Source organism: Microtetraspora sp. AC03309 (genome assembly GCF_020826795.1).
Classification (GTDB): domain Bacteria; phylum Actinomycetota; class Actinomycetes; order Streptosporangiales; family Streptosporangiaceae; genus Microtetraspora; species Microtetraspora glauca.
In genome coordinates this window covers 1-25220 of the sequence record NZ_JADDIL010000088.1, presented here as the reverse complement: position 1 = coordinate 25220, position 25220 = coordinate 1, and the positions used below count along the sequence as shown (strand labels likewise).

Below are 25220 nucleotides of genomic sequence, written 5' to 3'. Positions count from 1 at the left end.
CGAACGCGGCGAAACCGATCTCCTCGGCCAGGCGGATCCCATGTCCCAGGAGGTCTCCCGCACGGCTCGTACGATCCCGGTCGTGATGCCGGAACGCCGGTCGGCTCCCGAAACGGAACAACTGGACCGGTTGAAAGGCGCCTCCCTACCATTGGCCCGTGCGGCTGAACGTCCTCGGACCCATGGAACTCGTCGTGGCCGGACAGGCCATACCGGCCGGACCGCCGAAGCAGCGAGCCCTCCTGGCACTCCTCGCGATGCACGCCGACCGTGTGCTCCCCGCGGACCTCCTGACCGACCGGCTGTGGTCCGGCAACCCGCCGGCCAGCGCCCAGGGGAACCTGCAGGTCTATGTCTCCAACCTGCGCCGCCGGCTGGAGCCCGACCGGCGGCCGGGCACGACCCCGACCGTCCTGGTCAGCGCCGCCGACGGGTACGGCCTGATGACCGGCGGGCTCGGCCTCGACACGAGGGACTTCGAGACGCTCGTGTCGGCCGGGTCCGGCTATCTGGCCGACGGGCGGCACGAGGAGGCGGCGGCCGCACTCGCCGAGGCGCTCGGCCTGTGGCGGGGAGACCCGTACGCGGACGTGCGTTCCGAGGAGTGGGCGCAGCCCGAGATCGGCCGTCTGGAGCAGATGCGGCTGGACGCGGTGGAGGGGCTGGCCGCGGCCCTGCTGGAGTTGGGCCGCCACACGGACGTGGTCGCGCGGCTGGACCCGTTCGTCCGCGAACACCCCCTGCGGGAGCGTGCCTGGGAACTGCTGGTGCTGGCCCACTACCGGGCGGGCCGGCAGGCGGCGGCCCTCAAATGCCTGCGCAGGGTGCGGGAGGTACTCGCCGGGGAATTGGGCATCGATCCCGGGCCGCGGCTGCGGGAACTCGAAGGCGCGGTGCTGCGCCAGGACGCCACGCTGCTCCCGCCGGAGCGGCCCGCCACGCCGCAGGTCCCGCGGCGGCCTCTGGCACGGACGACGGCACGCGGGGCTCCCGAGTCCGCGGCGGACCAGCCGGTCTTCGTCGGCCGCGAGAGCGCGCTGGAGTTCCTGAACGAGGCGGCGAAGGCGTCGTCCGCCACCGGGCAGGTCGTGCTGGTGGACGGCGAGCCGGGCGTCGGCAAGACGAGCCTGCTGAAGCGGTTCCGCGCGACCGCCGACGTGCCGGTCGGCTGGGGGTCGAGTCCCGACCACGAGACCGCGCCCGCCCTGTGGCCTTGGGAACGGGTCCTGCGCGCCCTCGCCGCCGCGGCCCCGGAGGCCGCCCTGCCCGACGAGGTGGGCACGTTCCTGTCGGGCGGGCTGGAGGCGATCCCGGCGTCCGACGCGCAGGGGGCGCGGCTGCGGTTCTTCGAGGCGGTCGGCACGTTCCTGGCCGGCGTCGGCCCGGTGATCGTCGTGCTGGAGGACATCCACGCGGCCGACGACGCGACGCTGCGACTGCTGGTCCACGTGGCGTCCACCGCCCGGCCGGGCCTGCTGCTGGTGGCGACCTTCCGGCGGCACGAGGCGTCGGCGCTCACCGCCACGCTGTCGGCGCTGTCGCGGCTCGGCGCGCGCAGGCTCGGGCTCGACGGGCTCGCCGCCGAGGAGGTCCGCGCGCTCGTCCGGGAGTTGTCCGGCCGCGACCCGGGCAGCCGCAAGGCCGAGGAGCTGCGCGGGCGCACCGCCGGGAACCCGTTCTTCCTCGCGGAGCTGGCCCGGGCGGGGGAGGAGTTGCCGCAGGGCGTGCTCGACGTCGTGCTGCACCGGGTGGCGGGCCTGGGGGAGGAGGCGGCCCGCGTGCTGGAGCTCGCCGCCCTGATGGGCGACGAGTTCGAGGCGGGCGTCCTGGCCCAGGTCGCCGGCGGCACGGTCGGCGACCTGCTGCCGCCGCTCGACGCGGCCCTCGACGCGGGGCTGATCCGGGAGTCGTCGTACCGGCTGGGTGTGTACGAGTTCGCGCACGCCCTGGTGACCGACGCGTTGTTGTCGCGTCGGTCGCGGCTGTGGCGGGCGGGCGTGCACGAGCGGGTCGCGGGAGTCCTCACCCGCGTCCACGGGGACCGGGACGACCGCGCGGCGGTGATCGCGCGGCACTGGCTGGCGGCGGCGGAGCTGGGCGCGGAGCCCGCCCGCATGGCGATGGACTACTCCGCCCGCGCCGCGCGGGCGGCCCTGCGGCGGCACGCGCCCGACGACGCGGCCGTGTCGTGGCAGGAGGCGCTGGCGGCGGCCGAGCTGGCCGGAACCGGCGCGGCCGAGCGGTTCGAGCTCGCCGTCGGGCTGGCAGAGAGCCGCTACGCCGCCGGGCGGTTCGACGAGGGCTACGAGGCGGTCGAGCAGGCGCTCGCCATGGCCGGCGCCGATCTGGACAAGGCCGTCAGGGCCGCCGACATCGCGATGGGACACGGCGTCTGGGTGCCTTTCCGGTACGGCCTTGACGTGGCCGCCCTGCGGGACTCGACGGACCGGGCCGTGCGAGAGCTGCCGCCGTCCACGTCGGCCTGGGCGACGGCACAGGCCGTCCGGGCCGTCGTGCTCGCCCAGACCGGTCGCGAGGACGAGGTCGGCCCGGTTTCGTCGCAGGCCGTGGCGGCGGCCGAGCGTCTGAACGACCCCGCCCCGCTGCGGCGCGTGCTCCACCTGCGGCTGCTCGCCATGCAGGGACAGGACTTCATCGAGCAGCGCGCCGAGACCGCGCGGCGCCTGCTGGCGGAGCCGGACCTGTCGTCCCAGCTCAGGGTGATCGCACAGCTCCACCTCGTCGTTCATCTCGTGGAGCACGGCAGGGTACCGCAGGCTCGCGCGCTGCTGACGGAGATCGACATGCTGCTGCGCGACCTGCACAATCCCACGCTGGCGATGCAGGCGGCGGTGGCGCACGTGGGGCTCGACCTGTTCCAGGGCGTGCCGGACCCGACCCACCACTTCGAGCCCGTCAGGGCGACGCTGTCGTTCACCGATCTCGCGTACTTCGAGGTGAGCATGCTCGCCGTACGGGCCGAGACGCTCATCCACGAGGACCGCCTCGGCGAGGAGGTGGCATGGGTCGAGGAGATGTTCCGGCGTACCGGCCTGGCAGGGCCCGCCTACGCCCTGGCGTACGCGCTGGCGGAGCTGGGCGAGCACGAGCGCGCCCGGCGGCTCCTGCGTGAGACCCCTCCGCCGCCGCGCGACTACCACTGGGCGATGGCCACCATGTGCCGGCTGCACGCGGCGATCCGGCTCGGCGAACCGGACGTCGCGCGGGAGGTCTACGACGCGTTCCGTCCCTTCGCCGGGCTGCTGCACGTGAACGGCACGTGCACCACCGTCGACGGGGCGTACGACGGCCACATGGGAGAGGCGCTGCTGGCGCTCGGGGACCGCGAGGGGGCGCTGGCCCACCTGCGGGAGGCGGTGCGCCTGCTGGAGCAGGCGGGCGCGGGCTACTGGCTGGCAAGGGCCCGACAAGCCCTCGACAAGTGCACGTAGAGGCGGGTCGCGCACTCTGTTCCCGACACGTGAGGGGACAGAGCGATGATCACACCAGAACACCTGACCGGCTTCCTGATGATGCACGCCGGTTTCCGCGCCGAGTTCGGCCGCCTGGCCGAGGCGTGCGGCAACCCGCGCGACGACGCGCACGAGGAGCTGCTGGAGGAGCAGCTCGCGCTCGTGCTGGACATGCTGCACGCCCACCACTCGCACGAGGACGACGGCCTGTGGCCCACGCTCGTCGGCCGCGCCCCGGAGGCGGCGGACGTGCTGGCCGAGCTGGAGTCCGAGCACTCCGTGCTCGACCCGCTCATCGCGGCCGCCTCCGATCGCGGGGTGCCCCTGGCCGAGCGCGCGCCCACCCTGCGGCGGCTGCACGAGCTCGTCAACGAGCACCTCGACCACGAGGAGCGGATCGCCGTGCCGCTCATGCTCCGCCACCTCACCCTCGACGACGTCGAGGCCGACAAACGCCAGGCGATGGGCGACTTCGGCCGCCGCCGGGTCCCCGTCATCTTCGGCTGGCTCGCCTCGAGTGCGGACGCCGACCTGCTCGCGGCGTCGTACGCCGACCTGCCCATCGTGGCCCGGCTCATGTTCCGCCTGTTCTGGTGGCCGGCCTACCGGCGGCGCTTCACCCGCCTGTACGGCGCCACCGCCCCCGCAAACGTTCTCTTGGAGTCGTGATGACCACATCCGCATCGACCACGTGGCCGCGCGAGGCGGCCGACATTTTCGACCGCGCCATGGTCTGCGAGTACGCCTCGCTCACCCGCGACGGCCGACCCGTCACCTGGCCCGTCACGCCGTACGTCGGCGCGGGAGGCACGCTCGACGTGAGCACCGGGCTCACCTACCCCGACAAGGCCGAGCGCGCCCGGCGCGACCCGCGCGTCGCGCTGCTCTACTCCAGCGCCGAGGGCACCGAACTGGACCGGGCACCCATCGTCCTCGTGCAGGGCCGGGCGACCGTACGCGACGCGGATCTGCAGGCCAACACCGACCGGTACGTCCGCGAGTCGCTCGCCAAGACCGGTGCCGGGTTCGCCGGGATGCCGTGGTTCCTGGTGAAGCGGCTGGGGTGGTATTTCGCCCGCATCTGGGTGGAGGTCACCCCCGAGAGGATCGTCTGGTGGCCCGAGGGCGACCTGTCCAGGACGCCCGAGGTCTGGACGGGCCCGGGGGACGTCGCGGTCCCCGCCTCCGATCCCGCCCCCACGGGCCGGCTGCCGAGCCGGTTGGCTCCACCGGCGGACTGGCGGCCCTTCGCCGACCGCGCGGCACGCCTGGGCGAGCCCGTCGTCACCATGGTCGCCGACGGCATGCCGCTGGCCGTGCGCACCCGCTCCGCCGTACGCACCGAAGCCGGCTTCGACCTGCGGCTGCCCGCGGGCGTCCAGGCGGCCGAGGGGCCGGTGTGCCTGACCTTCCACCGCCACGGCCCGGCCATGGAGTGGCAGGAGAACGTGGTGCTCGTCGGGACCGCGACCGGAGAGGGCGACCGGCTGAGCGTGCGGGTCGAGCGGGCACTGAACGACTGGAGCCTCTCCGGGAACCGCCGCGAGCGGAACCGCTCGTTCCTCGGCCAGGGCAGGATGCTCAGGAAGCGCCTGAAGGCCGAGGCCGCCCGCCGCGGCCAGCCCGTGCCCCGCGTCCGCCGCCCCACGTCTGGATCCGTCCGCGAATCCGCCGGAGCGTGACGGCCTGCGGCGAATTCGGTGAAGCCATGAGCGCGCAGCCGGTTCGCCGAGCGGGGCCGATCAGGCTGTTTCGCCACTGAGGGCCTGCGCCACGGGTCGGCGCGCTGCCAGGCGTGCGGGCAGGGCGGTGAGTGCCGCCGTCGCCAGGAGAGTCGTGAGTACGGCGCCGAGCAGCCAGGAGGAGGGGGCTTCCGCCGGATTCCCGGCGGCGAAGAGCGAGAGCAGGCCCACGCCCAGAGGGACGCCGATGACGGCGCCGGGCAGGCTGGGCAGGAGCTGGGCGCTGGACAGCCCCGCGGAGATCTGCCCCGGGGTGGCGCCGAGCGTACGTGCGATGGCCATGTTCGCCCGGGCCTCTATGGCATTGGTCCAGGTGAGCGTGATGGTGTTCACGACGGCGAGCGCGATCAGCAGGACGGTGACCGCAAGCAGCAGTCGGCGGTCGTGCACGTCTCGCAGATTGGGCAGGGTGGAGGATCCATCCTGGCCGTAGCCCCTCGTCGGCTGGGCGTAGAGAGTCAGCAGGGCGACGATCGCGATCACCGTGGTGGCGGTGGAGCACGCCTGCAGCACGGCGCGGCCCGGACGGCGGGCGGTCAGCCGCAGCCCGAGCAGCAGCGGCGTGGGCAGCAGCGCGGACAGCGCGGTGAGCCAGGGTCGGTGACGGGGCCGGCGCGCGGTGGCGGTCAGCGCCGTGACGGTCGCCGTGCGCATGGCCCGCAGCGTGGGCCGCAGCGTGGACAGCACCGCCACCACCACGGCGAGGACGGTCGCCGTGGCGACGGTGGCACCGCCGGGCCCGGCCGCGTCGCCGATCCGGCTGGCGGTGGGGCTGGCGATGGTGGGCACGGTCAGGCGGGCGATCATCAGCCCCAGCGCGTCGCCCGCCAACGCCAGCGCCAGATACTCGGTGAGCAGGACGGTGGCGATCAGCCCCGGGGCGGCGCCGACGGCCTTGAGCAGCCCGGCCCGGCGCGTCTGCTCGACGGAGCGTCCCGCGGCCAGCGCCGCCACTCCGGTGATGGCCAGAAAGCTGAGCAGCCAGCTGCCGACGACCAGGATGGGCTGGCTGTTCTTGAGGATGACCGTGTCCTGCTCGGCCGTGAACTGCCAGGAGCGGAGGTTGGTCACGGTGGGGGCACGGTCGGCGTCGAGGAATGCCTCGGTCGCGGCGGGGTCGCGCAGCTTGAGGTCCATGGCCAAGGTCACCGGGAGATGCTGGGACGACGCCAGTGTCCGGGCATCTGATCGGGTCATCCAGGCCAGGCCGCTGTAGTCGCTGGGGCCGCCGCCCGGGCCGATCTGCGCCGCCCAGGGGTAGATGGAGGTGGCCGCGGTGACGGCGATCCCGACGACGGGGTACGACCGGCCGGCGATGGTGACGTGGTCGCCGACGCCGACGCCCAGCGCGGTGGCGAAGCCGCGTTCGAGGACCGTGCCTCCAGGGCGTACCCAATGGCCCGAGGTCACCAGCGGCCGGTTGACCGCGCCGGGCGTCTCGGCGAAGCCGTGCACCACCACCGGGGACGATGTGGAATCGCGCGTAGTGAGGTCGGCGTAGACGACGCGGTAGGGGCCATGGTGGGCGACCACTTCGGGAGCGTCCGCCAGCGAGGCCAGGGCCGAGGTCTCGGCGGGGCCCGCGTCGCCGGAGAGTGCCACCACGTCCGGCCCGGCGGTGGCCGCCCGGGTCTGCTCGTACAGCGCGTCGCTCACGCCGCGCAGGGACAGGCCCAGGGCCATCGTGGAGGTGGCCACGGTCACCGCGAGCAGGAGCATCGCCGCCTGGGCCTTGTGCCGGCGGACGTCGGCCAGCACGAGGCGGACGACGAGCACGATGGAGCCCATGACGTTCAGTCCTCCAGCCCGATCAGCCCGATCAGCCCGCCGAGCCCGCGCGTGTGGGAGCCGGCCAGCCGGGTGTCGTCGACGAACATCCCGTCGCGCATCGAGACCAGCCGATCCGCCGTGGCCGCCACCCGCTCGTCATGCGTGACGATCACGAAGGTCTGCCCCGTGGAACGCAGCTCCTCGAAGATTCTCAGCACATCGAGGGTCGCCGCGGTGTCGAGGTTGCCGGTCGGCTCGTCGGCCAGGACGACCAGCGGGTCGTTGACCAGCGCGCGAGCGACGGCGACCCGCTGACGTTGCCCTCCCGACAGTTGCGACGGCAGGTGCCTGGCGCGGTCGGCGAGCCCGACCCGTTCCAGCAGCAGGCTCGCGCGCCGCCTGGCCTGGCGGCGCGAACGCCCGGCCAGCAGCGCGGGCAGCTCCACGTTCTCGGCGGCCGACAACTCCTCCACCAGATGGAATGCCTGGAAGACGAACCCCACCGACCGGCGCCGCATGCGCGCCAGAGCTCGCTCGCTCAGGGTGTCGATGCGCTGACCGGCCAGCCACACCTCCCCGTCGCTGGGCCGCTCCAGGCCACCCAGCAGGTGCAGCAGGGTGGATTTCCCGCAACCGCTCGGCCCCATCACGGCCAGCATCTGACCTTCGGGCACCTCCAGGTCGACGTCATCGACCGCCCGGACCCGGCCCTGCCCCCGGCCATGCTGCTTCACCAGGCCGTGGACACGAAGCGCGGCACTTGACACGTTCATGCACCCTCGATTTCGTCATCGACCGTGGACCAGGCCCGTTCACAGGCGTCCAGCCAGCGCAGGTCCGCCTGCAACCGCAGCACGACTCCCTCCAGCAGCAGGCCGGCGCCCGACCCCGCCGGCTCGGCCAGCGCCGCCTGCTGCACCTCACGCAAGCGGCGCAGCAGCTCCCGGCGCTGCGCCGCCACCAGCTCCACCGGGTCGGCCAGCCGGGCCGCGGCGGCAGCGGCGAGCTTGAGATGGAACTCCGCCAGGTCCGGTTTCGGCCAGCCCACCTCGGCCAGCCAGGCGGTCACCCGTTGCTGCCCGGCCGGTGTCAGCGCATAGACCTTGCGCTCCGGCCGCTCGGGCAGGCCGTCCGCCCGCTCACAGACGACGAGCCCCGCTCGCTCCAGCCGGGCCAACGTCACATAGATCTGACCGCGGTTCATCGACTCGCCCAACGGGCCAAGACTGCGCCGCAGCCGCGCGTGCAGGTGGTACCCATGCGACGGCTCCTTGGCGAGCATCGCCAGTACTGCGTCCTGCATGTCACCCCCTAACGGTTGGCCAATAGATAGCGGTTACCCATAGAAAGTGTCAAAACGCTACGCGGCGATCTCCAGGACTGACCCGCGGCCGACTGAGGGATGGAGGAAAGGCAGAGGCGATGGGGCGGGCCGGTGGACCCGTCCCGCCGAGGACGGTGAACCCGTGCGGAAGACTCCATGGTTCTCATAGACGAGCGATTCCGAGGGAAGATCACCAAAACGCCTCACGGGAGGGCCTCGAATCCCCGGGTTTCATGGAGCAGGGGAGACCAGGCCGGCGTCGTAGGCGGCGATGACGAGCTGGACTCGGTCGCGGGCGCCGAGTTTGGTGAGCAGGCTGGCGATGTGGGCTTTGGCGGTGCCGGGGCTGATGTGCAGGTGGGTGGCGATCTCGGCGTTGGACAGGCCGCGCCCGACCAGAGTCAGCACCTCGCGTTCTCGCGCGGTGACGCTCGCCAACTCGCGCGGCCGCGGGCGGGGTTCGGGGCGGCCGGCGAACTCGGCGATGAGGCGGCGGGTGACGCTGGGCGCGATCAGGGCGTCGCCGGCTGCGACCACGTGAACGGCGGACAGGATGTCCTCCAACGCCATGTCCTTGACCAGGAACCCGCTCGCCCCGGCCCGCAGCGAGGCGTAAACGTTGCCGTCGTCGTCGAACGTGGTGAGCATGATCACGCGGGTGTCCGGAGATTCGGCGGTGATGGTCTGGGTGGCCTCGATGCCGTCCATGCCGGGCATGCGGATGTCCATCACGACGACGTCGGGACGTAGCCGCCGGGTGAGCTGGATCGCCTGGGCTCCCGTCCCGGCCTCCCCGGCGACAACGACGTCGGGAGCGCCGTCGATGACCATGCGCAGACCGGCGCGGATCAGCGGTTGGTCGTCGGCGAGCACGACGCGGACGGTCAACGTGCCTCCACGTGAGTGGTCTGGGCGCGCTCAAGCGCTGCGGCGGGATCTGGCAGCGGGAGGGTGGCGGTGACACGGAAGCCGCCCTCGGGACGTGGTCCGGCGCTGAGGCGGCCGTCCAGCAGAGCGGCTCTCTCACGCATGCCGGCGATCCCGTACCCGCTGCCGGGCGAGGCCGGAGTGGTGACCGTGCCGCGTCCGTCGTCGGCGATGTCGATGCGTAGTTCCTCGGGCGCGTAGTCGAGGACGACCTGGCAGTGGCGAGCGTCGGCGTGGCGGACGACGTTGGTCACCGACTCCTGAACGATGCGGAAGGCGCACCGGTCCACGGCGGGGGGCAGCCCGCGTGGCTTCCCCTGGTGGCGCACGTCCACGCGGACGCCGGCGGCCGTGGTCGTCTCGGCGAGCCGGTCGAGGTCTGCCAGCCCCGACAAGGGCGCCGGTTCCGGCTCCGAGGCGGCGGGGGGCTCGCGGAGCACGCCGAGCATGTGTCGTAGTCCCTGCAGGGTCTGTCGGCTGGCGGCCTCGATCGCGCCGAGCGCGTCACGCGCCTGCTCCGGCCGGCTGTCGATCACCCGGGCGCCCGCGCCGGCCTGGATGGCGATGACGCCGATGCTGTGCGCGACCATGTCGTGCAGCTCGCGCGCGATGCGCAACCGGTCGGCCGTGACCGCCTGAAGCTCGGCCTGCGCACGCAGCGCCTGGCCGTACTCGCGCCGTTGCCGCAGCGCCGTGCCCGCCATCCAGGCGACCACGACGCCCAGGCCGAGCAGGACCGACAGCGCGAGGAAGCCCGACGCGAAGACGCGCAACCCCCGGGTCAGCAGAGCCACGTGCCAGGCCGCCTCCTGGACGATCAACGTGGTGGTCGCCGCGGCCAGGCCGGTACGGCGTGAACGAGTGGCCGTGAGGAAACAGACCAGGATGTCGGCCACCGGCATCAGCGGCCAGATCCGCTCCGCGGGCTGCGCCAACGCCATGGCCACGAGCAGTTCGGCCAGCAGCACCGCCAGCACCGCGCACGGCCGCCGCCCGGCCCAGACCAGAGGAAGCACTATCGCGGCGGCGAAGCCCGCGTGCATCGCGCCCACCGGCAGGAGACTCTCGTCATCGGCCAGAGTCACGGCGTACAGCAGCGGCAGGATGGCCACGACGGCACACCAGGTGAGCGCCGTCCGCACACCATGCGGCAGCCGCTGCGTCAAGGGTGGCCTGAGCGTTTCTTCGCGCACCCGGTCGATCGTAATCATCCGCTTCCGCCGCGGGCATCGGCCTGCCGGCCTATGCCCGAAGGCCACCCCCGCCCGCGCGGAAACCGGCCTGCGGCCAGATGTCACGCCTGCCCGGCCTGCGACACCGTTGGCCGGGTGATCGAAGTCAACCAACTGACCAAGCGCTACGGCGAGGTGACGGCCGTCAACGGCCTGACGTTCACCGTGCGGCCGGGCTGCGTCACCGGGTTCCTCGGCCCGAACGGGGCCGGCAAGAGCACCACGATGCGGATGATCCTCGGGCTGAACCGGCCCACCAGCGGCACCGCCACCATCGACGGCCGCCCGTTCGCCCGGCATCGCGCCGGCCTGCGGCACGCCGGCGCGCTGCTGGACGCCGGTGACGTGCACGGCGGGCGCAGTGCGGCGGCGCACCTGTCCGCGCTGGCCCGCAGCAACGGCCTGCCGCGCCGCCGGGTGGGCGAGGTGCTGCGGGAGGTGGGGCTGGAGGGCGTGGCCCGCCGCCGGGTGGGCGGGTTCTCCCTGGGCATGCGTCAGCGGCTCGGCATCGCCGCCGCCCTGCTGGGCGATGCGCCGGTGCTGCTGTTCGACGAGCCGGTCAACGGCCTCGACCCCGAAGGGGTGCGCTGGGTACGCGGCCTGTTCCGGCGCCTGGCCGGCGAAGGACGCACCGTGCTCGTCTCCAGCCACCTGATGAGCGAGATGGAGCACACCGCCGACCGGCTCATCGTCATCGGCCGCGGCGAACTGATCGCCGATGAGAGCCTGACCGAGTTCGCCGCCCGCGGCACCGGCGCGTCGGTCACCGTACGCACGCCCGACCCCGCCGAACTCGCCGCCGTCCTCACCCACGCAGGAGCCCACGTACGGCAAGACGACGGCGCAGGCCTGACCGTCACCGGGCTGAGCGCCGCCCGCATCGGCGAACTCGCCTACGAGCGGCGCATCCTGCTGTACGAGCTCGCCCCACGTGCCGCCTCGCTGGAGCAGGCGTTCATGGAGCTCACCGCCGGCCACGCCGAGCACCGGGCAGAACACCGGGCCGAGCACCACAGCTCGGTAGGGCCCGGTGACCCACGATGACCTCAGCCCGCTTCGGCGATCTCATCGCCGCCGAATGGATCAAACTCTGGTCGCTGCGCTCCACCCGCTGGCTGTTCGGCCTCGGCATACTGGCCATCATCGCGTTCGCCGTGCAGAGCAGCCTGGAAGCCTACAACGGCTGGCCCGACTTCACCCCGATGGAGAGGGCCAGGTTCAACTCCCTGTCGGAGGCGTTCAGCGGCCTGAGCGCCACCATGCTCATGATCGGTGCGGGAACGGTGGGCGCGCTCACCATCGTGGGCGAGTACGCCACCGGCCTCATCCGCACCACCCTGACCGCCGTCCCGGCCCGTCACCGCGTCGTGGCCGCCAAGCTGACCGTCGTCGCCACCGTCATGCTCGCGACCGGCGCGCTGATCTCGGCGGCCACCTTCGGCGTCAGCCAGGCCATCCTGTCCGGATGCGGCGTCGCCGTCTCGCTCGGCGACCCGGCCGTCGTGCGCGTGCTGGCCGCCAACGCGCTGCTCGCGCCGGTCTCAGCGCTGGTCGGGATGGGGATCGGGGCGCTGCTGCGGCACACCGCGGCCGCCGTCGTCACGGTCTGCGCCGTGCTGGTCATCGTGCCGACGTTCTTGCAGCCGACCGTCCACCAGTGGCTCAACGACCTGTACGCCCTGGTCCCCTTCTACGTCTGGCGTACCTGCCTGGGCCTGCCCCAACTCCGCGACGACCCCGCCCTGCCCACGGTGGCCGGGTCCTGGGCCGTCTTCGCGCTGTGGCCGCTGGCCGCCGCCGTCCTCACCCTGCTCGTCGTACACCGCCGCGACGTCTGACCACCTGCCGGAAGGAAACCATGACAACCCCGCGCCTGCCGGCCGTCGCCCTGGCGGCTTGCCTCGCCGTGACCACGGCCTGTGCCCCCATGGCCTGTGCCACCACGAACGCGTCGGCCACCACCGATCTCCACCTGCAACTGCCCCGCCCCACAGGGCCCGACCCGATCGGCCGCGACACCCTGTACCTGGTCGACAACAGCCGCAAAGACCCCTGGGTCCCGGAATCGGGCCCACGCAGGCTCATGGTCTCGATGTACTACCCCGCCCGTTCCGCCACCGGCGACCCCGCCCCCTACCTGACCCCCGAAGAGGCCACGTCCCTCCTGCAACGCAAGGCCCCCGGCACCAGCCTGCCCGCCGAGATCATCAGCGGTATCCGCACCTACGCCCACACCGGCGCCCAACCTGAGAACGGCCGCCACCCGCTGGTGGTGCTCTCGCCCGGCCTCGGCCTGCCCCGTGCCAGCCTGACCTCCCTGGCTGAGGACCTGGCCAGCCGCGGCTACGTCGTCGCCTCCATCGACCACGCCTACGAATCCTCCGGCACTGCATTCCCCGGCGTCGGCCTGCTCACCTGCGCACCCCTGTGCGACCAGCCCAAACCCCCCGAGGGCGGCCAGGCCACCATCACCAAGAACCGCGCCAAGGACGTCTCCTTCGTCCTGGATCGCCTGACCGGCCGCCACCCCACCTGGAAACGCGCCAACCTGATCGACCCCGAGCGCATCGGCATGGCCGGTCACTCACTCGGCGGCGACGCCGCCTCCGCCACCATGCTCGCCGACACGCGGGTCAAGGCCGGGATCAACCTCGACGGCACCATCAACGCCACCCTCCCCGCCACCGGCCTCGGCAAGCGTCCCTTCCTGCTGATCGGCAGCCAGAGCGACCACAGCCCGGGCAAGGACCACACCTGGGACGACACCTGGCAGGCTCTGCGCGGCTGGAAGCGCTGGCTCACCGTCGCCCAGGCCGAGCACGACAGCTTCACCGACCTGGCCATCCCGAAGAGCAAGGCCGGCCTGTCGGCTCCCGGCACCATCGCCGCCGAACGCGGGATAGCGCTCACCCGCGCCTACGTCGCGGCCTTCTTCAACCAGCACCTCAAGAACAAGAAACAACCCCTGCTCGACGCCCCCACCCCGAACAACCCCGAAGTCACTTTCCACAACCCATGACCCCGCACCGCATGATCACCTGAGCGCGTCGAGCTGGGAGGCGAGTTCCTGCCCGAGGGTCGAGCAGCGGGCGTAGCCGATGCGGATGTCCGCGCTCGGCAGGTCCGGGTCGATCGGCGCCGGCGGCGGGGCGCCCGGCCGCCACGGCCCGGGCCGGCTGTGGCGGCCGGGCCGCGGTCGGCCGGGGGCGGGGCCTGGACGTACTGTTCGCCAATGCCTCCGTCGCCGCGTTCGTGACGCTTGAGCAGGTCACCGAGGAGCACTTCGACACCCTCTTCGGAATCAACGTCCGGGGCACGCTGTTCACCGTCCAGAAGGCGCTGCCACTGCTCAACGACGGCGCCTCGGTCATCCTGAACGGCTCCACCAACGTGGACGTCGGCGCGGAGGCGTTCGGCGTGTACGCGGCGACCAAGGCCGCTACCCGATCGTTCTCTCGGACCTGGGCCAACGAACTCAAGGGACGCGGCATCCGGGTCAACACCATCACGCCCGGCCCGACCGACACCCCTGGTCTGTCGGGGCTCGCGCCCGACCCGGAGCAGGCCGCCGGACTCAAACAGCACCTGGCCACACAGGTGCCGCTGGGCCGGCTCGGGCGCCCGGAGGAGATCGCCGCCGCCGTGGTTTTCCTCGCCTCCGAGCAGAGCAGCTTCATCACCGGTTCGAGCCTGTACGTCGACGGCGGCCTGAACCAGATCTGAGTCCGTGGCCGCACATCCGGCGAGGATGGCGCGGCGTACGGCCGGCCGGGCTCGCTCAGGCGGGCGCGCCCGGCGGCCTCGATCGCAAGATGGCCGGTCGGACACCGGGCCGGGTCTGCCGCAGCAGCGGGAAGGCGAGTCAGTGCACCAGCAACTTCCTGTCGCCGGCGCCGGACAAGGTACCGAGACCCCAGGAGACCGCCAGCAGGAAGAGCTCGCGGGTACCTCCTTCTCAGCGCAGTTGCTCGGCCAGTCCGACGATGATGCCCTCCGGGCCGCGGAGGTAGCAGAGCAGATAGCTGTCCTCGAACCGGGCGATCTCGCCGACGAGTTCGGCGCCATGAGGGCGCAGGCGGGCAACGGTGTCCTCGATGTCGTCGACGGCGAACATGACGCGGTGCGTGCCCAGAATGTTGTGCGGCCGGTTGCGCGGCCCGTCGCTGATCACCGCTGGGCTGCGGTACTTCGCCAGCTCGAGCCGGCTGTGACCGTCCGGGGTCCGGACCATCGCGATGTCACAGCGGACGCCGTCGAGTCCGGTGCACTGGTCGGCGAAGAGGCCCTCGACCTCCGCCCTGCCCTCCAGCTCCATACCGAGTTCCACGAAGAACGCGATGGTGGCATCCATGTCCTCGACGACGATGCCGACGTTGTCCATCCGCTGAATCGCCATGCCGGTTTCTCCTTCTTCCTCATGCGGCCGGTGGGGGCCGCTGATGTCCCTGGGACGGAGCCGGTGGCACGTTCTCGACACCCGCAGACCGCCGAACTCCGAAAGATCTGGATCGCGCCTCAGCACCGCTACAGCAGACCCACGAGCCAGGCGCACCACGGGTCTGTCCCATCATCAACGGCTCTGTCGCAGATTCGGCTCGGTCTCTCTTTCGGTGGTGACCGAGAGTTGGGACAGAGCCGAATCTCTCTGCGACAGAGCGGTTGTTCTTACAGTCCCGCTACGCGCGGGGTCGACGCCGGGCCGGCTGCCGGCGTCGATGGTCGGTCGGAGCGGGGCCGGCCGCTCCGGACCAGGCGGTGTCGATTCAGAACCGGGGGCTTTTCAGGCTCCGTGCGGTGAGTTCGATGAGCGTTGTCTTTCTCGCAGGGGAGCCTCCCAGGTGGCGGTGATGTCGCGCGCGACATCACGTAGGAGGTCGATGAGCATGTCCGCGAGTGGTGTGAGGCCGGCGTCGGTTTTGGTCACGGCGTAGAGCTGGCGGTAGGGCCTGGGGTGGGCCAGTTCGCGATGGGTGGTGCCAGGCGCGTGGCTCAGGGCCAGGCGCGAGACCAGGGCCACCGCGATACCTGTGCCGACGAGGGCCTGGGCGACGTCGTAGGACTCGGTCTCGAACCGCACGGTGGGAGTGAAGCCGGCCTCGCGGGCAGCGTCGTGGAACTGTTCGCGGGCGGCATGGCCGGCCAGGATGGAAACCCACGATTCGTCGCGCAGTTGTTCCAGGTGAAGTTCGGTGTCCGCGGGCTGCCCGGTGGCCAGTGGGTGGTCATCGGGGAGAACCACGACCATCGGGTCCAACAGGAGCGCGTGGGCCCGTAGGTGTGGGGGCGGCGCGAGCGGTGTGCCCCAGGACGCGACGATGGCGAGGTCCAGGCGCCCCGCGCTGATCTCGTCCGCTCCGCGTCCGGACACCACGTCTACGACCGAGACGTCGGCGTCCGGATGACGGTGCCGCAGGGCCGTCAGGGCGGGTGGCAGCAGGTGCAGGGCAGCCGCCTGGAACGTTCCGATCCGCAGACGGAGCGAGAGGTGGCCGAGCAGTGCGGCCAGTTGCGCCTCGGCCTTGTCCGATGCCTCCTCCACGGTTCGACCGTGGGAGGCGAGCAGCGCACCGGCCGCGGTGAGCGTCGCTCCGCGAGGACCACGGATGACCAGGGGCACCTGCCAGTCGCGCTCGGCCTTGACCACCTGCTGTGTGATCGCCGCGGGCGTGAGTCGGAGTGCGTGAGCCGCCGCCGCCAAGGAGCCGTGCCGCTCGATCAACGCGAGAAGCCGCAGCTGTCCCGGATCCACCACCATTCACCAATCCTAACGCTGCACCATTCTCTTTTAACTTCTCTTACGAGTACGGGAGGGGAAGACTGGCGGGACACCCATCGGTCGCAATCCCCGGAAGGGGTTCTTTCCCCATGCCCACGCATGTGCCCGTTTTCATCGCCACCACCTTGCTGCTGGCGATGCTGCCAGGCGCGAGTCAAGCCCTGATGATCCGGCAGGTTCTGGAAGGCGGGCAACGCACAGTCCGAGGCACGCTCGCGGGCAACGCCACCGGCTTCCTGCTGCAGTCCACGGCCGCCGCCGCCGGGCTGTCCGCCGTCCTGCTGGCCAGCCCCACCGCGTACACGGGGCTCCGGATCGCAGGCGGCATCGTGCTGATGGTCCTCGGGGTGAACACGCTGCGGACCGCGCTCACCACCGTCTCCACCCGCCCGCCCCGCGAGGGCGGGCGCCGCACCGGCTTCGCGGGCGGATATCTCACCGGCCTGATCACCAACCTCGGCAACCCCAAGGCGGGTGTGTTCGCCGTCTCGGTGCTGCCCCAGTTCGTGACCGCGAAAGGCCCGGTGTTCCTGTCAACCGTCGCCCTGGGAGCCCTGTGGGCGCTGGTCAGCGCCTCCTGGTACATGTTGCTCACCTGGGCCGTCAGCCGAGGGCGCGCCCTGGTATCGCGGCCGACCGTCCTGCGGGGACTCAGCGTGATCACCGGCGTCGTCCTGCTGGCGCTGGGCGCCGCGGTGGCAGCAGGTGTCTGAGGGCCGGGCCGGCACTTCTTCCAGCGCCCGACCGCCCGAGGCATCTGCCGCCTTGCGTACTGGCAGCAATGAGGTTGCCTTGTATGACCGGTGGCGACGAAGCACACCGAAACGATCGCCCCGGCTTCGCCGTTCCGCTCAGGCCCGGGGCCACGCGGGTACTCTGCCCGACGGCACGGGAGCGAGGAAGCCGATGACGTACGCCATGACACCGGACGGAACCCGCGTCGCCTACCAGCTCCAGGGCCAGGGGGCGCCGCTGGTCCTGCTGGCGGGCCAGGCCAACGACCACCACTGGTGGGATGCGGTTCGTGCCGACTTCCATCCCGCTCGCAGCACCCTCACGCTCGACTACCGCGGCACCGGCGACAGTGACAAGCCCGACACCCCCTACAGCACCGAACTGTTCGCCCATGACGTCATCGCCGTCCTCGACGAACTCGGCATCGACCGGGCCGACGTCTACGGCACGTCCATGGGCGGACGAGTGGCCCAGCAGATCGCGGCCCGCCACCCCCACCGGGTAGGCGCACTGGTTCTCGGCTGCACCTCACCCGGCGGCCCGCACAGCGTCGAACGCGGCAACGATGTCCGCCAAGCCCTGACGCAACCTCAGCCTGGAGCCGCGCGACAGGCCCTGCTGGAGCTGATGTACACGCCTCGATGGCTCGCCTCCCATCCCGGCCCGCACCACACCCTCGGCGACCCTCGCATGCCTGCCCACGCCCGGCGCCACCACCTCGAGAGACGGGGAATCGTTCGGCGCGGTCAGCGATGATGTGCTCACCAGTGGCGTGCTGCTCGACGAGGTGGAGCTTCCCTTAGAACGGGCAACGGCCATGCCATCGCGAGTCCCCAGCCGCCCGCTGGCGACGCCGGGGTACGGGCCTTCAGGATGCCGACCAGGCCGCCCTCGCCCAGGAGCTGTACGACACGCGGGACAAGACCGTCCAGCAGATCGCGGACTTGTTCGGGGTGCCACGCTCGACGGTGTACGGGTATCCGAAGGGCGACACTGTGCCCCGCCAGCCAAAGAAGACCCTGGATAGGGCGTCGTCGGGAAGGGGCCGGAGTTTTGTTTGTCGTGGTCGGCCTACCGGCCCCCAGGGCTGGGCGGCCGGGGTGATCTGGTCGGCGTAGGGCCCGGTATGGGTGTCGGCCAGGTTGTCCGACCCGGCCCGCAGGAGGTCGGCCGGGTGGCCAGCCACCAGCATTGCGGGCTGGAGGACCATCGTGACGTCCGTCTGCTTAGCCGGGGTCGGCGCAGAGTTGCGAGGTCAGGGCGGTGCGAGCCCACTCCTCCCACGTGTCCGGCGACCAGCCGCGGTCGCGGACGAAGATCAGATAGAGCTCCGGGCTGAGCAGGCCGAACAGCAGGTCCGCCGCCATCTCGACGGAGAGGCCGGGACGGGCGTCGGGCTTGCCGACCAGGACTTCGGCCGCCGCGTACTGCACGGTGTAACGCGGGTCGGGGCCGTCCGGCCACTGCGCGGCGATCTCAGGGTCGGTGGCCGCCGCAGCCGCGATCAGCGGCATGATCGGGGCGACCCGGCCCAGGATCTCGCGGGTGCCGTGGACGTGCGCGCGCAATTGCCCGGCTGCGGTGGGCTCGGCGCACGCGGCGCGAAACCACTCACGATCCATGGTGGCGACCGGCTCGGTGTCACCGGCGATGGATGTGTCGATGACGTCCTTGAACAACGTGCGCTTGTTGCGGAAAACGAAGTAGACCGTCTGGACGGCTACGCCCGCCCGGTCCGCGACCTCCTGCAGGCTCGTCGCCCCGTAACCCTGCGCGACGAACAGCTCGCGAGCTGCCTCGACGACCTTTTCACGGGTACGGAGTGAGCGCTCGGCTCTCTTGTCCGACCGCTTGACTTTGTCCATATTGCGAGTATATCTCTAGAGCACATCACTAGAGTTCAACTCTAAGTTCTTGGAGAAGCTGATGGACCAGCCCAACGTCACCCAGAAGCCGGAACCGGACCTGGCCGCAACCCCGCGGGACCCGGAGGAGGAGTCCGTCCACCGCGCGCTGGAGCGCTTCTACCGCACCGGCAAGCCGCCGTGGGACACCGGCGTGACGCCGCCCGAGCTGGTCGCCCTGGTGGAGGGGCGCGGCGCGCTGCCGCCCGGCCGCGCCCTCGAACTCGGCTGCGGCACGGGGACCAACGCCATCTACCTCGCACGGCACGGCTGGGAGGTGGCGGCCGTCGATCTGATCGACCGCGCCGTCGACCAGGCCAAGGAGAAGGCCGCGGCGGCGGGAGCGGCGGTACGGCTGCTACACGGAGACGCCACCCGCCTCGACGAGCTGGACGTGCTGGGCCCCTTCGACCTGTTCTTCGACCTGAGCTGCTACTGCGGGGTCCCGCTGCACCGCCGCGACGCCTACGCCGCCGGGCTCACCCACCGCGCCGCTCCCGGAGCACGATTGCTGATGTTCGGGTACGGCCCCGAGCCGCTCGGCAATCCGATCCCCGAGGTCACGTCGTGGGCGGCGGGCGTCACAGCCGACGAGCTACGCGCCAGGTTCACCGGCTGGGAACTGCTCGACGTCACCCCGGGCACCAACTCGGTGCCGACCTTCTGGTTCACGCTGCGCCGCGACGCCTAGCAATCTCCCGTCACGGGTTTCTGTAGGTTCGCAAGTTTCACGCCGCCCGAGCAAGTCGAGCTTGGGCGGCGTAGTGGTCGAAGAATACGCGCTGTTCAACCGGCTCGAACACCCTCGCCAAACACCGCGGTGCCCTCGGGAGCTACTAGAACGTGGAGATCACCATGACAACCGACACCGTGACCCTGCGACCAGTCGGCCGGGTGGTGGGCGGTCGCAGCGAGATGGTCGAAGACGACTGGCACGACGTTCGCTACGGGCGGGCCGAGACGAGTTCGAGCAGCTTGACGAGCTGATCGAGCTGTTCCGGGTCCAGACGACCGGTCATGGGTGCCAGGGCGCGTTGGACCTCGTCCTCCACTCGCTTGGCCAGTTCGAGCCCGGCTGGGGTCATGTACACATCGACGACCCGGCCGTCATCGGGGTTCTTGCCGCGCGTCAGCAGCCCTCGGCGCTGGGCGCGGTCGACGAGGCCGGACATCGTGGACTTGTCCAGGCCGAGGTAGGCGGCCAGTTCGGTAATGCGGGCGCGGCGGTCGCGGAGGATGCCGAGCACCCGTAGTTGGGTGAGCGACAGGTCGTGCTCGCCGCCGACGCGGGTCAGCACGCCTGCCACCTCGAAGGTGGTCCGGACGAGGGCGTCCACGACATCGTCGGCGGCGGTCATGCCGTCATGGTAGTTCGGCATGGTTGGTAATGCCAACCATGCTGGTGGAAACGAGACGGCGGGCTCCCTTGCTGGCCCTCTTGCGGGGGCGCCTCGCGAGCCCGTCGCCCTACCGTCGCCGGTGTCGCGCCGCCACGGATTGCGACGCGGCGACACCGCCACGGCTGCGCTGATCATCGCGCACGGCACCATGCGCCCCGGAGTGTGCTGGTGACGGTACGCCAACGTGATGGTGCGTCAATCGTGCCGCATCCGCTTGACATGGTTTGCATTACAAACCACTATGGGGGTGGTTGGTAATACAAACCATCTCCAGGAGGCCACCATGCACGCTGCCGTCATACCTACAGCCGATGCCGCACCTCTCTATCGCGACCACCCCGACCCCACGAAGCGCCACGGCGACGAGATGGTCGTTGAGGTCCTCGCGGCCGGCCTGCACCATCTGACCAGGGCAAAGGCGAACGGCTCGCACTACTCCAGCAACGGCATGTACCCGCTCGTCCCCGGCGTCGACGGCGTAGTACGCGACAAGGAGGGCAACGTCCGCTACGTGGCCCTGGACGACACAGCTCTGGGGACGTTCGCCGACCGCACCCTCATCGACCCTCGCCGCAGCGTGATCCTGCCCGACGGCATCGACCCCGTGCAGATCGCCGCCGCGATGAACCCGGCCATGTCGTCCTGGGTCGCGCTGCGCCGACGCGTCGACTTCCACGCCGGTCAGCGTGTCCTCGTCCTCGGCGCCACCGGCAACGCCGGACGGATGGCGGTCCAGATCGCCAAACTGTTCGGTGCCGCCCAGGTCATCGCCGCCGGCCGCGACACCACCCGCCTGAGGGCGCTGACCGCGCTCGGCGCCGACGAGACGATCACCTTCGACCAGATCGACCACGCGGCCGACGTCGACGTGGTCATCGACTACGTGTGGGGTGAAGCCGCCGCCGACGCCATGATTCCGATGCTCACCGCCCGCGCCGACCGTACCGCACCGCTGGCCTGGATCCAGATCGGATCCATTGCCGGCCAGACCGCGCCGATCCCATCCGCGGCACTGCGCTCCGCCCGCCTGCAGATCGTCGGCAGCGGCATCGGCTCAGTCCCTGCCCGGGACTTCCTCGCCGAGCTGCCGGAGCTTGCCTCAGCGGTGGCCGCGGGCGCGATCGACGTACGGGCCCGCGCCGTACCCCTCGCCCAGGTCGCGCAGGCGTGGACCGCCGAGACCGACGACCGCATCGTTTTCGTCCCTTAGCCGTACACGCGAGGAGGAAGCCATGACTTCGTTGAGCAGCAGCAGTAGGAGACGGGCCCTGGTCGTGGGTCTGGGCGTCAGTGGCATCGCCACGGCGATCGGCCTTCGTCGCATCGGCTGGGATCCGGTGATCGTGGAGAGAGCGCCAGGCCGTCGATCGGGTGGTTACTTCGTCGTGCTGTTCGGCGCCGGCCAGGCCGCGGCGCGGCGACTCGGCATTCTCGACGCCATCCCCGACCGATCGCCGCCCAGCGGCATCACCTACACGGTGGATCGCGCCGGCGTCCGCAAACCCGGCCTGGGGTTCGGGGATCTGCCGGTCTCGCCTCGCATGATGCTGCGTGGTGACGTGGAACGTGCCGCCTTCGCCGCGCTCCCGCACGACGTGGAGATCCGCTACGCGACGACCCCCACCCGCATCGAGCAGGATGCCTCCGGCGTCGAGGTGACACTCGAACACGACGGTGGATCCGTGACCGAGCGATTCGACCTTGTCGTGGGCGCCGACGGGTTGCGGTCCACGGTCCGGCGTCTCGCCTTCGGCCCGCACGACAGATATCTGCATCGGCTCGGCTACATGATCGCGGCGACGATGCTACCGGGCCCGGTCGGCGGGCTCTCCCCGCACGAGGGGGCGAGTCTCCTCGAGCCCGGCCGGGCCATGTGGGTCTTTCCGTTCGCCGACCACCCGCCCACCGTGCTCTTCTCGTACCGCACCGACGACGTCGTCGGCGAGTTCACCGGCCGGCCCGCCGAACAGGTCCGCGCCGCGTACGGACCTCAGCCCACGGGCCGGCTGCTCGGCGAGGCGCTTGACGCGCTCGACGCCGCCGACGAGTTCTTGTTCGACTCAGTGGAGCAACCCCGCATGGGCGCCTGGTCGCACGGCCGGGTTGTGCTGGTGGGCGACTCCGCGTGGTGCCCCAGCCTGTACGCCGCCATGGGGATCTCCGCCGGGCTCGCAGGAGCCGACCTACTCGGCAGCATGCTGCACCGTCACCCCGGTGACATCCGCGGCGCTCTCCGCGCCTGGGAGGCACAGCTCCGCCCGCACATGACCTACTACCAGGCCAACGGCGTCGAACAGCGGTATTTTGTCACCCCTGGCAACCAGCGGCAGATCGCCCTCCGGCCGGTCATGGCGCGCAGCCTTCGGCTCCCAGTGATCGGCAATGCCTTGCGCTCCCTGCGAGGCAGCAGCAAGTCCATCCGAGAACGGGAACTGGACATCGCCTACGTCGGCTGACAAGAGCCCGGTCCGCATGCACGCGCTCAAACGGCGATGCTCGCCTGGGGAGGGTGAGCGGGCTGGCTACGCCGACGGTCGCGGGCCGGGCGCCAGTCACGCACGGCGTGGATGTCGACCAGGTCCCGGCAGAGCCGAAACAAATCCGACAACGTGAGGGTGTCGCCGGGATGCGCGGCGGCGGCCACCCTGGCGAACGCGGGCCGCTCCAACTCGGGAATCTTGGTTCCCGAGCGCCGGGCCGGTAGGTCGGGATCCCTAGGGCTGGGGTGTCCACTTCTGTGATCTCACTCGGGCGGTGAAGGCCTCGATGGCGTCGACGACCGCCTCGAAGCGCACCGAGTGGTACAGGTCGAAGGCGTGGTTGCCGCCACGCAGCTCGGCGTAGACGACGGGGGCGGCCGAGGTCGCGCGTAGCCGGTCGGCGAATTCCCTGGCCTCGGCCACGGGCACCAGCGGGTCCAGATCGCCATGGGCCACGAGGAACGGCGGTGCGTCCGGTGCGATGTGGGCCAGCGGCGAGGACTCGGGGCCCTGGCCGAAGTAGGTGCCGTACCAGCCGTTCAGGTAGATGGCGCCGGTCACGGAGGTGTCCGTGTCCTCGAAGCCCGGCTGGAAGGCGGGGTCGTTCTGGGTGAGCGCGGCCAGCGCCGCCATGTGCCCGCCCGCCGAACTGCCCGCGACGAACAGCGTCGAGGGGTCGGCGCCGTACTCGTGGCCGTGCTCGCGTACCCAGGCGATGATCTTCTTGAGGTCGATCAGGTGGTCCGGGTGCTGGGCCTGGGGCCGGAGCCGGTAGTTGGCGCTGACGCACACCCAGCCCTGGCCGGCGAGGTGGTAGAGCAGGGGAAGCGACTGGCTGTTCTTGTGGCCGCCGGAGTAGCCACCTCCGTGCAGGTGGATCATGACGGGAGCGCCTTGCGGGCGCGAGCGGTGGTGGTAGAGGTCGAGCAGGTTGCGGAGGCCGGCGTCGCCGTAGGAGAGGTTGGCCACGCGCCGGACGTCCATGCGGCGCTTGACGATGGGCAGGAACAGGATGCGGGCCCACGGCGGACGGCGGCGCAGTCCGGCGGCGAGGTCGGTGTCGATGGCGGCGCGCCACCCCGCGCCCAGGCCGGCGTCCATCGCGCGCTCGATCCTGGCCCGCTCGCCCAGGCCGCGGTAGGCGATGACCGTGAGCCCGATCGTTGTCACGGCGGCCAGGGCGACGGTCGCCCAGCCGCCCGCCGAGTGGATGTCACCCTCGGCGAACGCCAGCGCCGTCGGGGTCAGCAGCAGCCAGAAGAAGGCCGCGAACGGCAGTTCGTTGGCGGCCAGCCCGAAGAAGTAGCTCACCCGGCCGAGCGGGCTCCACCCCGGCAGCGGCCGCAGCGCGAACAGCGTCCCGATCGCGACGAGCGCCACAGGGATCAGATAACCGACAGGCACCGAACCTCCAAAGTCGGCAGTTTCCTGCGCTGCCTTCGAACGCGCCCACATTTGGGACATTGTGCGCGCCCCAGCCTCCCCGACCCACCCGCGTCGCATCAACGACGGATCCGATAACGTCTTTTAACTCTGAGGTGAAGAATTCGGAGGCCTGCCCGTGGAGATGCGAGAGATCGAGATCTTTCTGACGGTGGCCGAATAGCTGCACTTCAGCCGTACGGCCGAGCGGCTGGGCATCAGCCCCGCCCGCGTCAGCCAAACGATCAAAAAGCAGGAGCGGCGCATCGGCGCGCCCCTGTTCGACCGCACCACCCGAGTCGTTCGCCTCTCTCCTCTCGGTGAGCAGCTGTACCAAGCGCTCAAGGGTGGCTACCGGCAGATCATGCAAGGGGTCGCGACTGCTCAGGCCACCGCCGACGGCACCACGGGAACACTGACCCTCGGCACCCTCGGCCCGCAGTCCACGCAGATCAAGAACGTTCTCGACCTGTTCCTGGCCCGCCACCCAAACGCCCGCCTCCATTACCGCGAGATCCAGCCGGCCTCCCCTCTGGACCTGCTTAAGTCGGGAGAGCTGGACGTCGAGCGAGACCCCACTCATCCGCGCATTCGCCCAAGCAGCCGCCGACGCCCAGCAACCGACGGGGTAGCTACCCCCAGGTAGCCGATCCGTTGGCTTCGGCCCGGGCGCCTGCGGATATCCGGATTCGATGGCTTCCCGACACACCCCGACCTGGGCCCACAGACCCTCCTGCCGAACGCCCGGCCCCCAATCTCAGGCGAGGCAGGCCCGCTGGAAGCTCCAGCGGGCCTGCCTCGCCTGTCATGAACCGGGGCGCTACGCAGGCCGAGGGGCGTGTTTCGGGGTTGCCGCCACGCGCCGGGAGGAACGGGCTCATCATGGACACGTAACTCGCCCCGCGAGTGATGAGGTCTGAGTCCCTCTTCCGGCCACTGGCGAAGCAGACAACCCTTTACTTGGAGCTTTGCGCCCTGAACGCGGAAAGGAGCTCGATGTAGGTAGAGCGACTTGATGCGGTGCTGCGTGGGAGA

The 25220-nt window shown here is 71.1% G+C and carries 25 protein-coding genes; 13 read left to right on the top strand and 12 right to left on the bottom strand.

Annotated elements, in window-relative coordinates; translation table 11 throughout:
• The first annotated feature begins 158 nt into the window (after positions 1–158).
• Genes IMZ11_RS36345 through IMZ11_RS36335 form a run of 3 tightly spaced genes read left to right on the top strand, consistent with a single transcriptional unit; the run spans position 159 to position 5155 of the window.
• Positions 159–3452 (top strand): BTAD domain-containing putative transcriptional regulator, encoded by a 3294-nt coding sequence (locus IMZ11_RS36345; RefSeq protein ID WP_228647007.1) that lies wholly within the window; start codon positions 159–161, stop codon positions 3450–3452.
• Positions 3453–3497: 45 nt separating this feature from the next.
• Positions 3498–4142 carry a hemerythrin domain-containing protein gene (locus IMZ11_RS36340; protein WP_228647004.1) on the top strand — a complete coding sequence of 215 codons (645 nt, stop codon included), beginning with the start codon at positions 3498–3500 and terminating at the stop codon, positions 4140–4142.
• The gene (locus IMZ11_RS36335) at positions 4142–5155 is read left to right on the top strand and encodes a pyridoxamine 5'-phosphate oxidase family protein (RefSeq protein ID WP_228647002.1); all 1014 of its coding nucleotides are present in this window, start codon (positions 4142–4144) and stop codon (positions 5153–5155) included. Before IMZ11_RS36340 ends, IMZ11_RS36335 begins: the two co-directional genes overlap by 1 nt.
• A gap of 60 nt (positions 5156–5215) precedes the next feature.
• Here the strand turns inward: IMZ11_RS36335 and IMZ11_RS36330 are convergent, their stop codons facing one another.
• From IMZ11_RS36330 to IMZ11_RS46485, 5 genes are all read right to left on the bottom strand, one after another.
• Positions 5216–7003, bottom strand: coding sequence for an ABC transporter permease (locus tag IMZ11_RS36330; protein ID WP_228647000.1), 1788 nt, complete (start codon positions 7001–7003; stop codon positions 5216–5218).
• Between the two features lie 5 nt (positions 7004–7008).
• Positions 7009–7758: an ABC transporter ATP-binding protein gene (locus IMZ11_RS36325; RefSeq protein ID WP_228646998.1), complete on the bottom strand. Its 750-nt coding sequence runs from the start codon at positions 7756–7758 to the stop codon at positions 7009–7011.
• Entirely contained in the window at positions 7755–8288 is a 534-nt protein-coding gene (locus IMZ11_RS36320; protein WP_228646996.1) for a PadR family transcriptional regulator, read from the bottom strand. The genes IMZ11_RS36325 and IMZ11_RS36320 overlap by 4 nt, the downstream gene beginning before the upstream one ends.
• A gap of 252 nt (positions 8289–8540) precedes the next feature.
• On the bottom strand, positions 8541–9197 hold the full coding sequence (locus IMZ11_RS36315) for a response regulator transcription factor (protein WP_228646994.1): 657 nt from the start codon (positions 9195–9197) through the stop codon (positions 8541–8543).
• Complete coding sequence (locus IMZ11_RS46485) at positions 9194–10429, bottom strand: sensor histidine kinase (protein WP_228646992.1); 1236 nt, start codon at positions 10427–10429, stop codon at positions 9194–9196. Before IMZ11_RS46485 ends, IMZ11_RS36315 begins: the two co-directional genes overlap by 4 nt.
• A 135-nt stretch (positions 10430–10564) precedes the next feature.
• On the opposite strand from IMZ11_RS46485, the gene IMZ11_RS36305 reads away from it, so the two are divergent.
• The 4 genes from IMZ11_RS36305 (at position 10565) to IMZ11_RS36290 (ending at position 14191) form a co-directional block, all read left to right on the top strand.
• Positions 10565–11512: an ABC transporter ATP-binding protein gene (locus IMZ11_RS36305; protein WP_228646990.1), complete on the top strand. Its 948-nt coding sequence runs from the start codon at positions 10565–10567 to the stop codon at positions 11510–11512.
• Entirely contained in the window at positions 11509–12306 is a 798-nt protein-coding gene (locus tag IMZ11_RS36300) for an ABC transporter permease subunit (protein WP_228646988.1), read from the top strand. Before IMZ11_RS36305 ends, IMZ11_RS36300 begins: the two co-directional genes overlap by 4 nt.
• Before the next feature lie 20 nt (positions 12307–12326).
• A complete protein-coding gene (locus IMZ11_RS36295; RefSeq protein WP_228646986.1) occupies positions 12327–13487 on the top strand; it encodes a dienelactone hydrolase family protein in 1161 nt (386 codons plus the stop codon).
• Between the two features lie 233 nt (positions 13488–13720).
• A complete protein-coding gene (locus IMZ11_RS36290) occupies positions 13721–14191 on the top strand; it encodes an SDR family oxidoreductase (RefSeq protein WP_374463193.1) in 471 nt (156 codons plus the stop codon).
• A 232-nt stretch (positions 14192–14423) separates the two neighbouring features.
• Here IMZ11_RS36290 and IMZ11_RS36285 read toward each other — a convergent pair whose 3' ends face one another.
• Together IMZ11_RS36285 and IMZ11_RS36280 are read right to left on the bottom strand one after the other, a co-directional pair.
• The gene (locus IMZ11_RS36285; RefSeq protein ID WP_305075934.1) at positions 14424–14864 is read right to left on the bottom strand and encodes a VOC family protein; all 441 of its coding nucleotides are present in this window, start codon (positions 14862–14864) and stop codon (positions 14424–14426) included.
• A gap of 384 nt (positions 14865–15248) precedes the next feature.
• Positions 15249–16223 carry a LysR family transcriptional regulator gene (locus IMZ11_RS36280; protein WP_228646984.1) on the bottom strand — a complete coding sequence of 325 codons (975 nt, stop codon included), beginning with the start codon at positions 16221–16223 and terminating at the stop codon, positions 15249–15251.
• Positions 16224–16333: 110 nt separating this feature from the next.
• Between IMZ11_RS36280 and IMZ11_RS36275 the strand changes: the two genes are divergently transcribed.
• Together IMZ11_RS36275 and IMZ11_RS36270 are read left to right on the top strand one after the other, a co-directional pair.
• Positions 16334–16957: a LysE family translocator gene (locus IMZ11_RS36275; protein WP_228646982.1), complete on the top strand. Its 624-nt coding sequence runs from the start codon at positions 16334–16336 to the stop codon at positions 16955–16957.
• 193 nt (positions 16958–17150) lie between these two features.
• A complete protein-coding gene (locus tag IMZ11_RS36270) occupies positions 17151–17735 on the top strand; it encodes an alpha/beta fold hydrolase (protein ID WP_228646980.1) in 585 nt (194 codons plus the stop codon).
• Positions 17736–17847: 112 nt separating this feature from the next.
• Here IMZ11_RS36270 and IMZ11_RS36265 read toward each other — a convergent pair whose 3' ends face one another.
• Positions 17848–18189, bottom strand: a complete 342-nt coding sequence (locus tag IMZ11_RS36265) for a hypothetical protein (protein WP_228646978.1) — start codon at positions 18187–18189, stop codon at positions 17848–17850.
• Between the two features lie 16 nt (positions 18190–18205).
• Positions 18206–18844, bottom strand: a complete 639-nt coding sequence (locus IMZ11_RS36260; RefSeq protein WP_228646976.1) for a TetR/AcrR family transcriptional regulator — start codon at positions 18842–18844, stop codon at positions 18206–18208.
• A 61-nt stretch (positions 18845–18905) separates the two neighbouring features.
• Here IMZ11_RS36260 and IMZ11_RS36255 point away from each other — a divergent pair, with 61 nt between their 5' ends.
• Complete coding sequence (locus IMZ11_RS36255) at positions 18906–19574, top strand: bifunctional 2-polyprenyl-6-hydroxyphenol methylase/3-demethylubiquinol 3-O-methyltransferase UbiG (protein ID WP_228646974.1); 669 nt, start codon at positions 18906–18908, stop codon at positions 19572–19574.
• Between the two features lie 253 nt (positions 19575–19827).
• On the opposite strand, the gene IMZ11_RS36250 is transcribed toward IMZ11_RS36255, so the two are convergent.
• Complete coding sequence (locus IMZ11_RS36250) at positions 19828–20241, bottom strand: MarR family winged helix-turn-helix transcriptional regulator (RefSeq protein WP_228646971.1); 414 nt, start codon at positions 20239–20241, stop codon at positions 19828–19830.
• 325 nt (positions 20242–20566) lie between these two features.
• Here IMZ11_RS36250 and IMZ11_RS36245 point away from each other — a divergent pair, with 325 nt between their 5' ends.
• Together IMZ11_RS36245 and IMZ11_RS36240 are read left to right on the top strand one after the other, a co-directional pair.
• The gene (locus tag IMZ11_RS36245; RefSeq protein ID WP_228646969.1) at positions 20567–21493 is read left to right on the top strand and encodes a zinc-binding alcohol dehydrogenase family protein; all 927 of its coding nucleotides are present in this window, start codon (positions 20567–20569) and stop codon (positions 21491–21493) included.
• Between the two features lie 22 nt (positions 21494–21515).
• Positions 21516–22739 carry an FAD-dependent monooxygenase gene (locus IMZ11_RS36240; protein ID WP_228646967.1) on the top strand — a complete coding sequence of 408 codons (1224 nt, stop codon included), beginning with the start codon at positions 21516–21518 and terminating at the stop codon, positions 22737–22739.
• A 26-nt stretch (positions 22740–22765) separates the two neighbouring features.
• Here the strand turns inward: IMZ11_RS36240 and IMZ11_RS36235 are convergent, their stop codons facing one another.
• Together IMZ11_RS36235 and IMZ11_RS36230 are read right to left on the bottom strand one after the other, a co-directional pair.
• Positions 22766–22951: a hypothetical protein gene (locus IMZ11_RS36235; RefSeq protein WP_228646965.1), complete on the bottom strand. Its 186-nt coding sequence runs from the start codon at positions 22949–22951 to the stop codon at positions 22766–22768.
• A gap of 46 nt (positions 22952–22997) precedes the next feature.
• Positions 22998–24167 (bottom strand): alpha/beta hydrolase, encoded by a 1170-nt coding sequence (locus tag IMZ11_RS36230; RefSeq protein WP_228646963.1) that lies wholly within the window; start codon positions 24165–24167, stop codon positions 22998–23000.
• 202 nt (positions 24168–24369) lie between these two features.
• Here IMZ11_RS36230 and IMZ11_RS36225 point away from each other — a divergent pair, with 202 nt between their 5' ends.
• The gene (locus IMZ11_RS36225) at positions 24370–24831 is read left to right on the top strand and encodes a LysR family transcriptional regulator (protein ID WP_228647025.1); all 462 of its coding nucleotides are present in this window, start codon (positions 24370–24372) and stop codon (positions 24829–24831) included.
• The last annotated feature ends 389 nt before the right edge of the window (positions 24832–25220 follow it).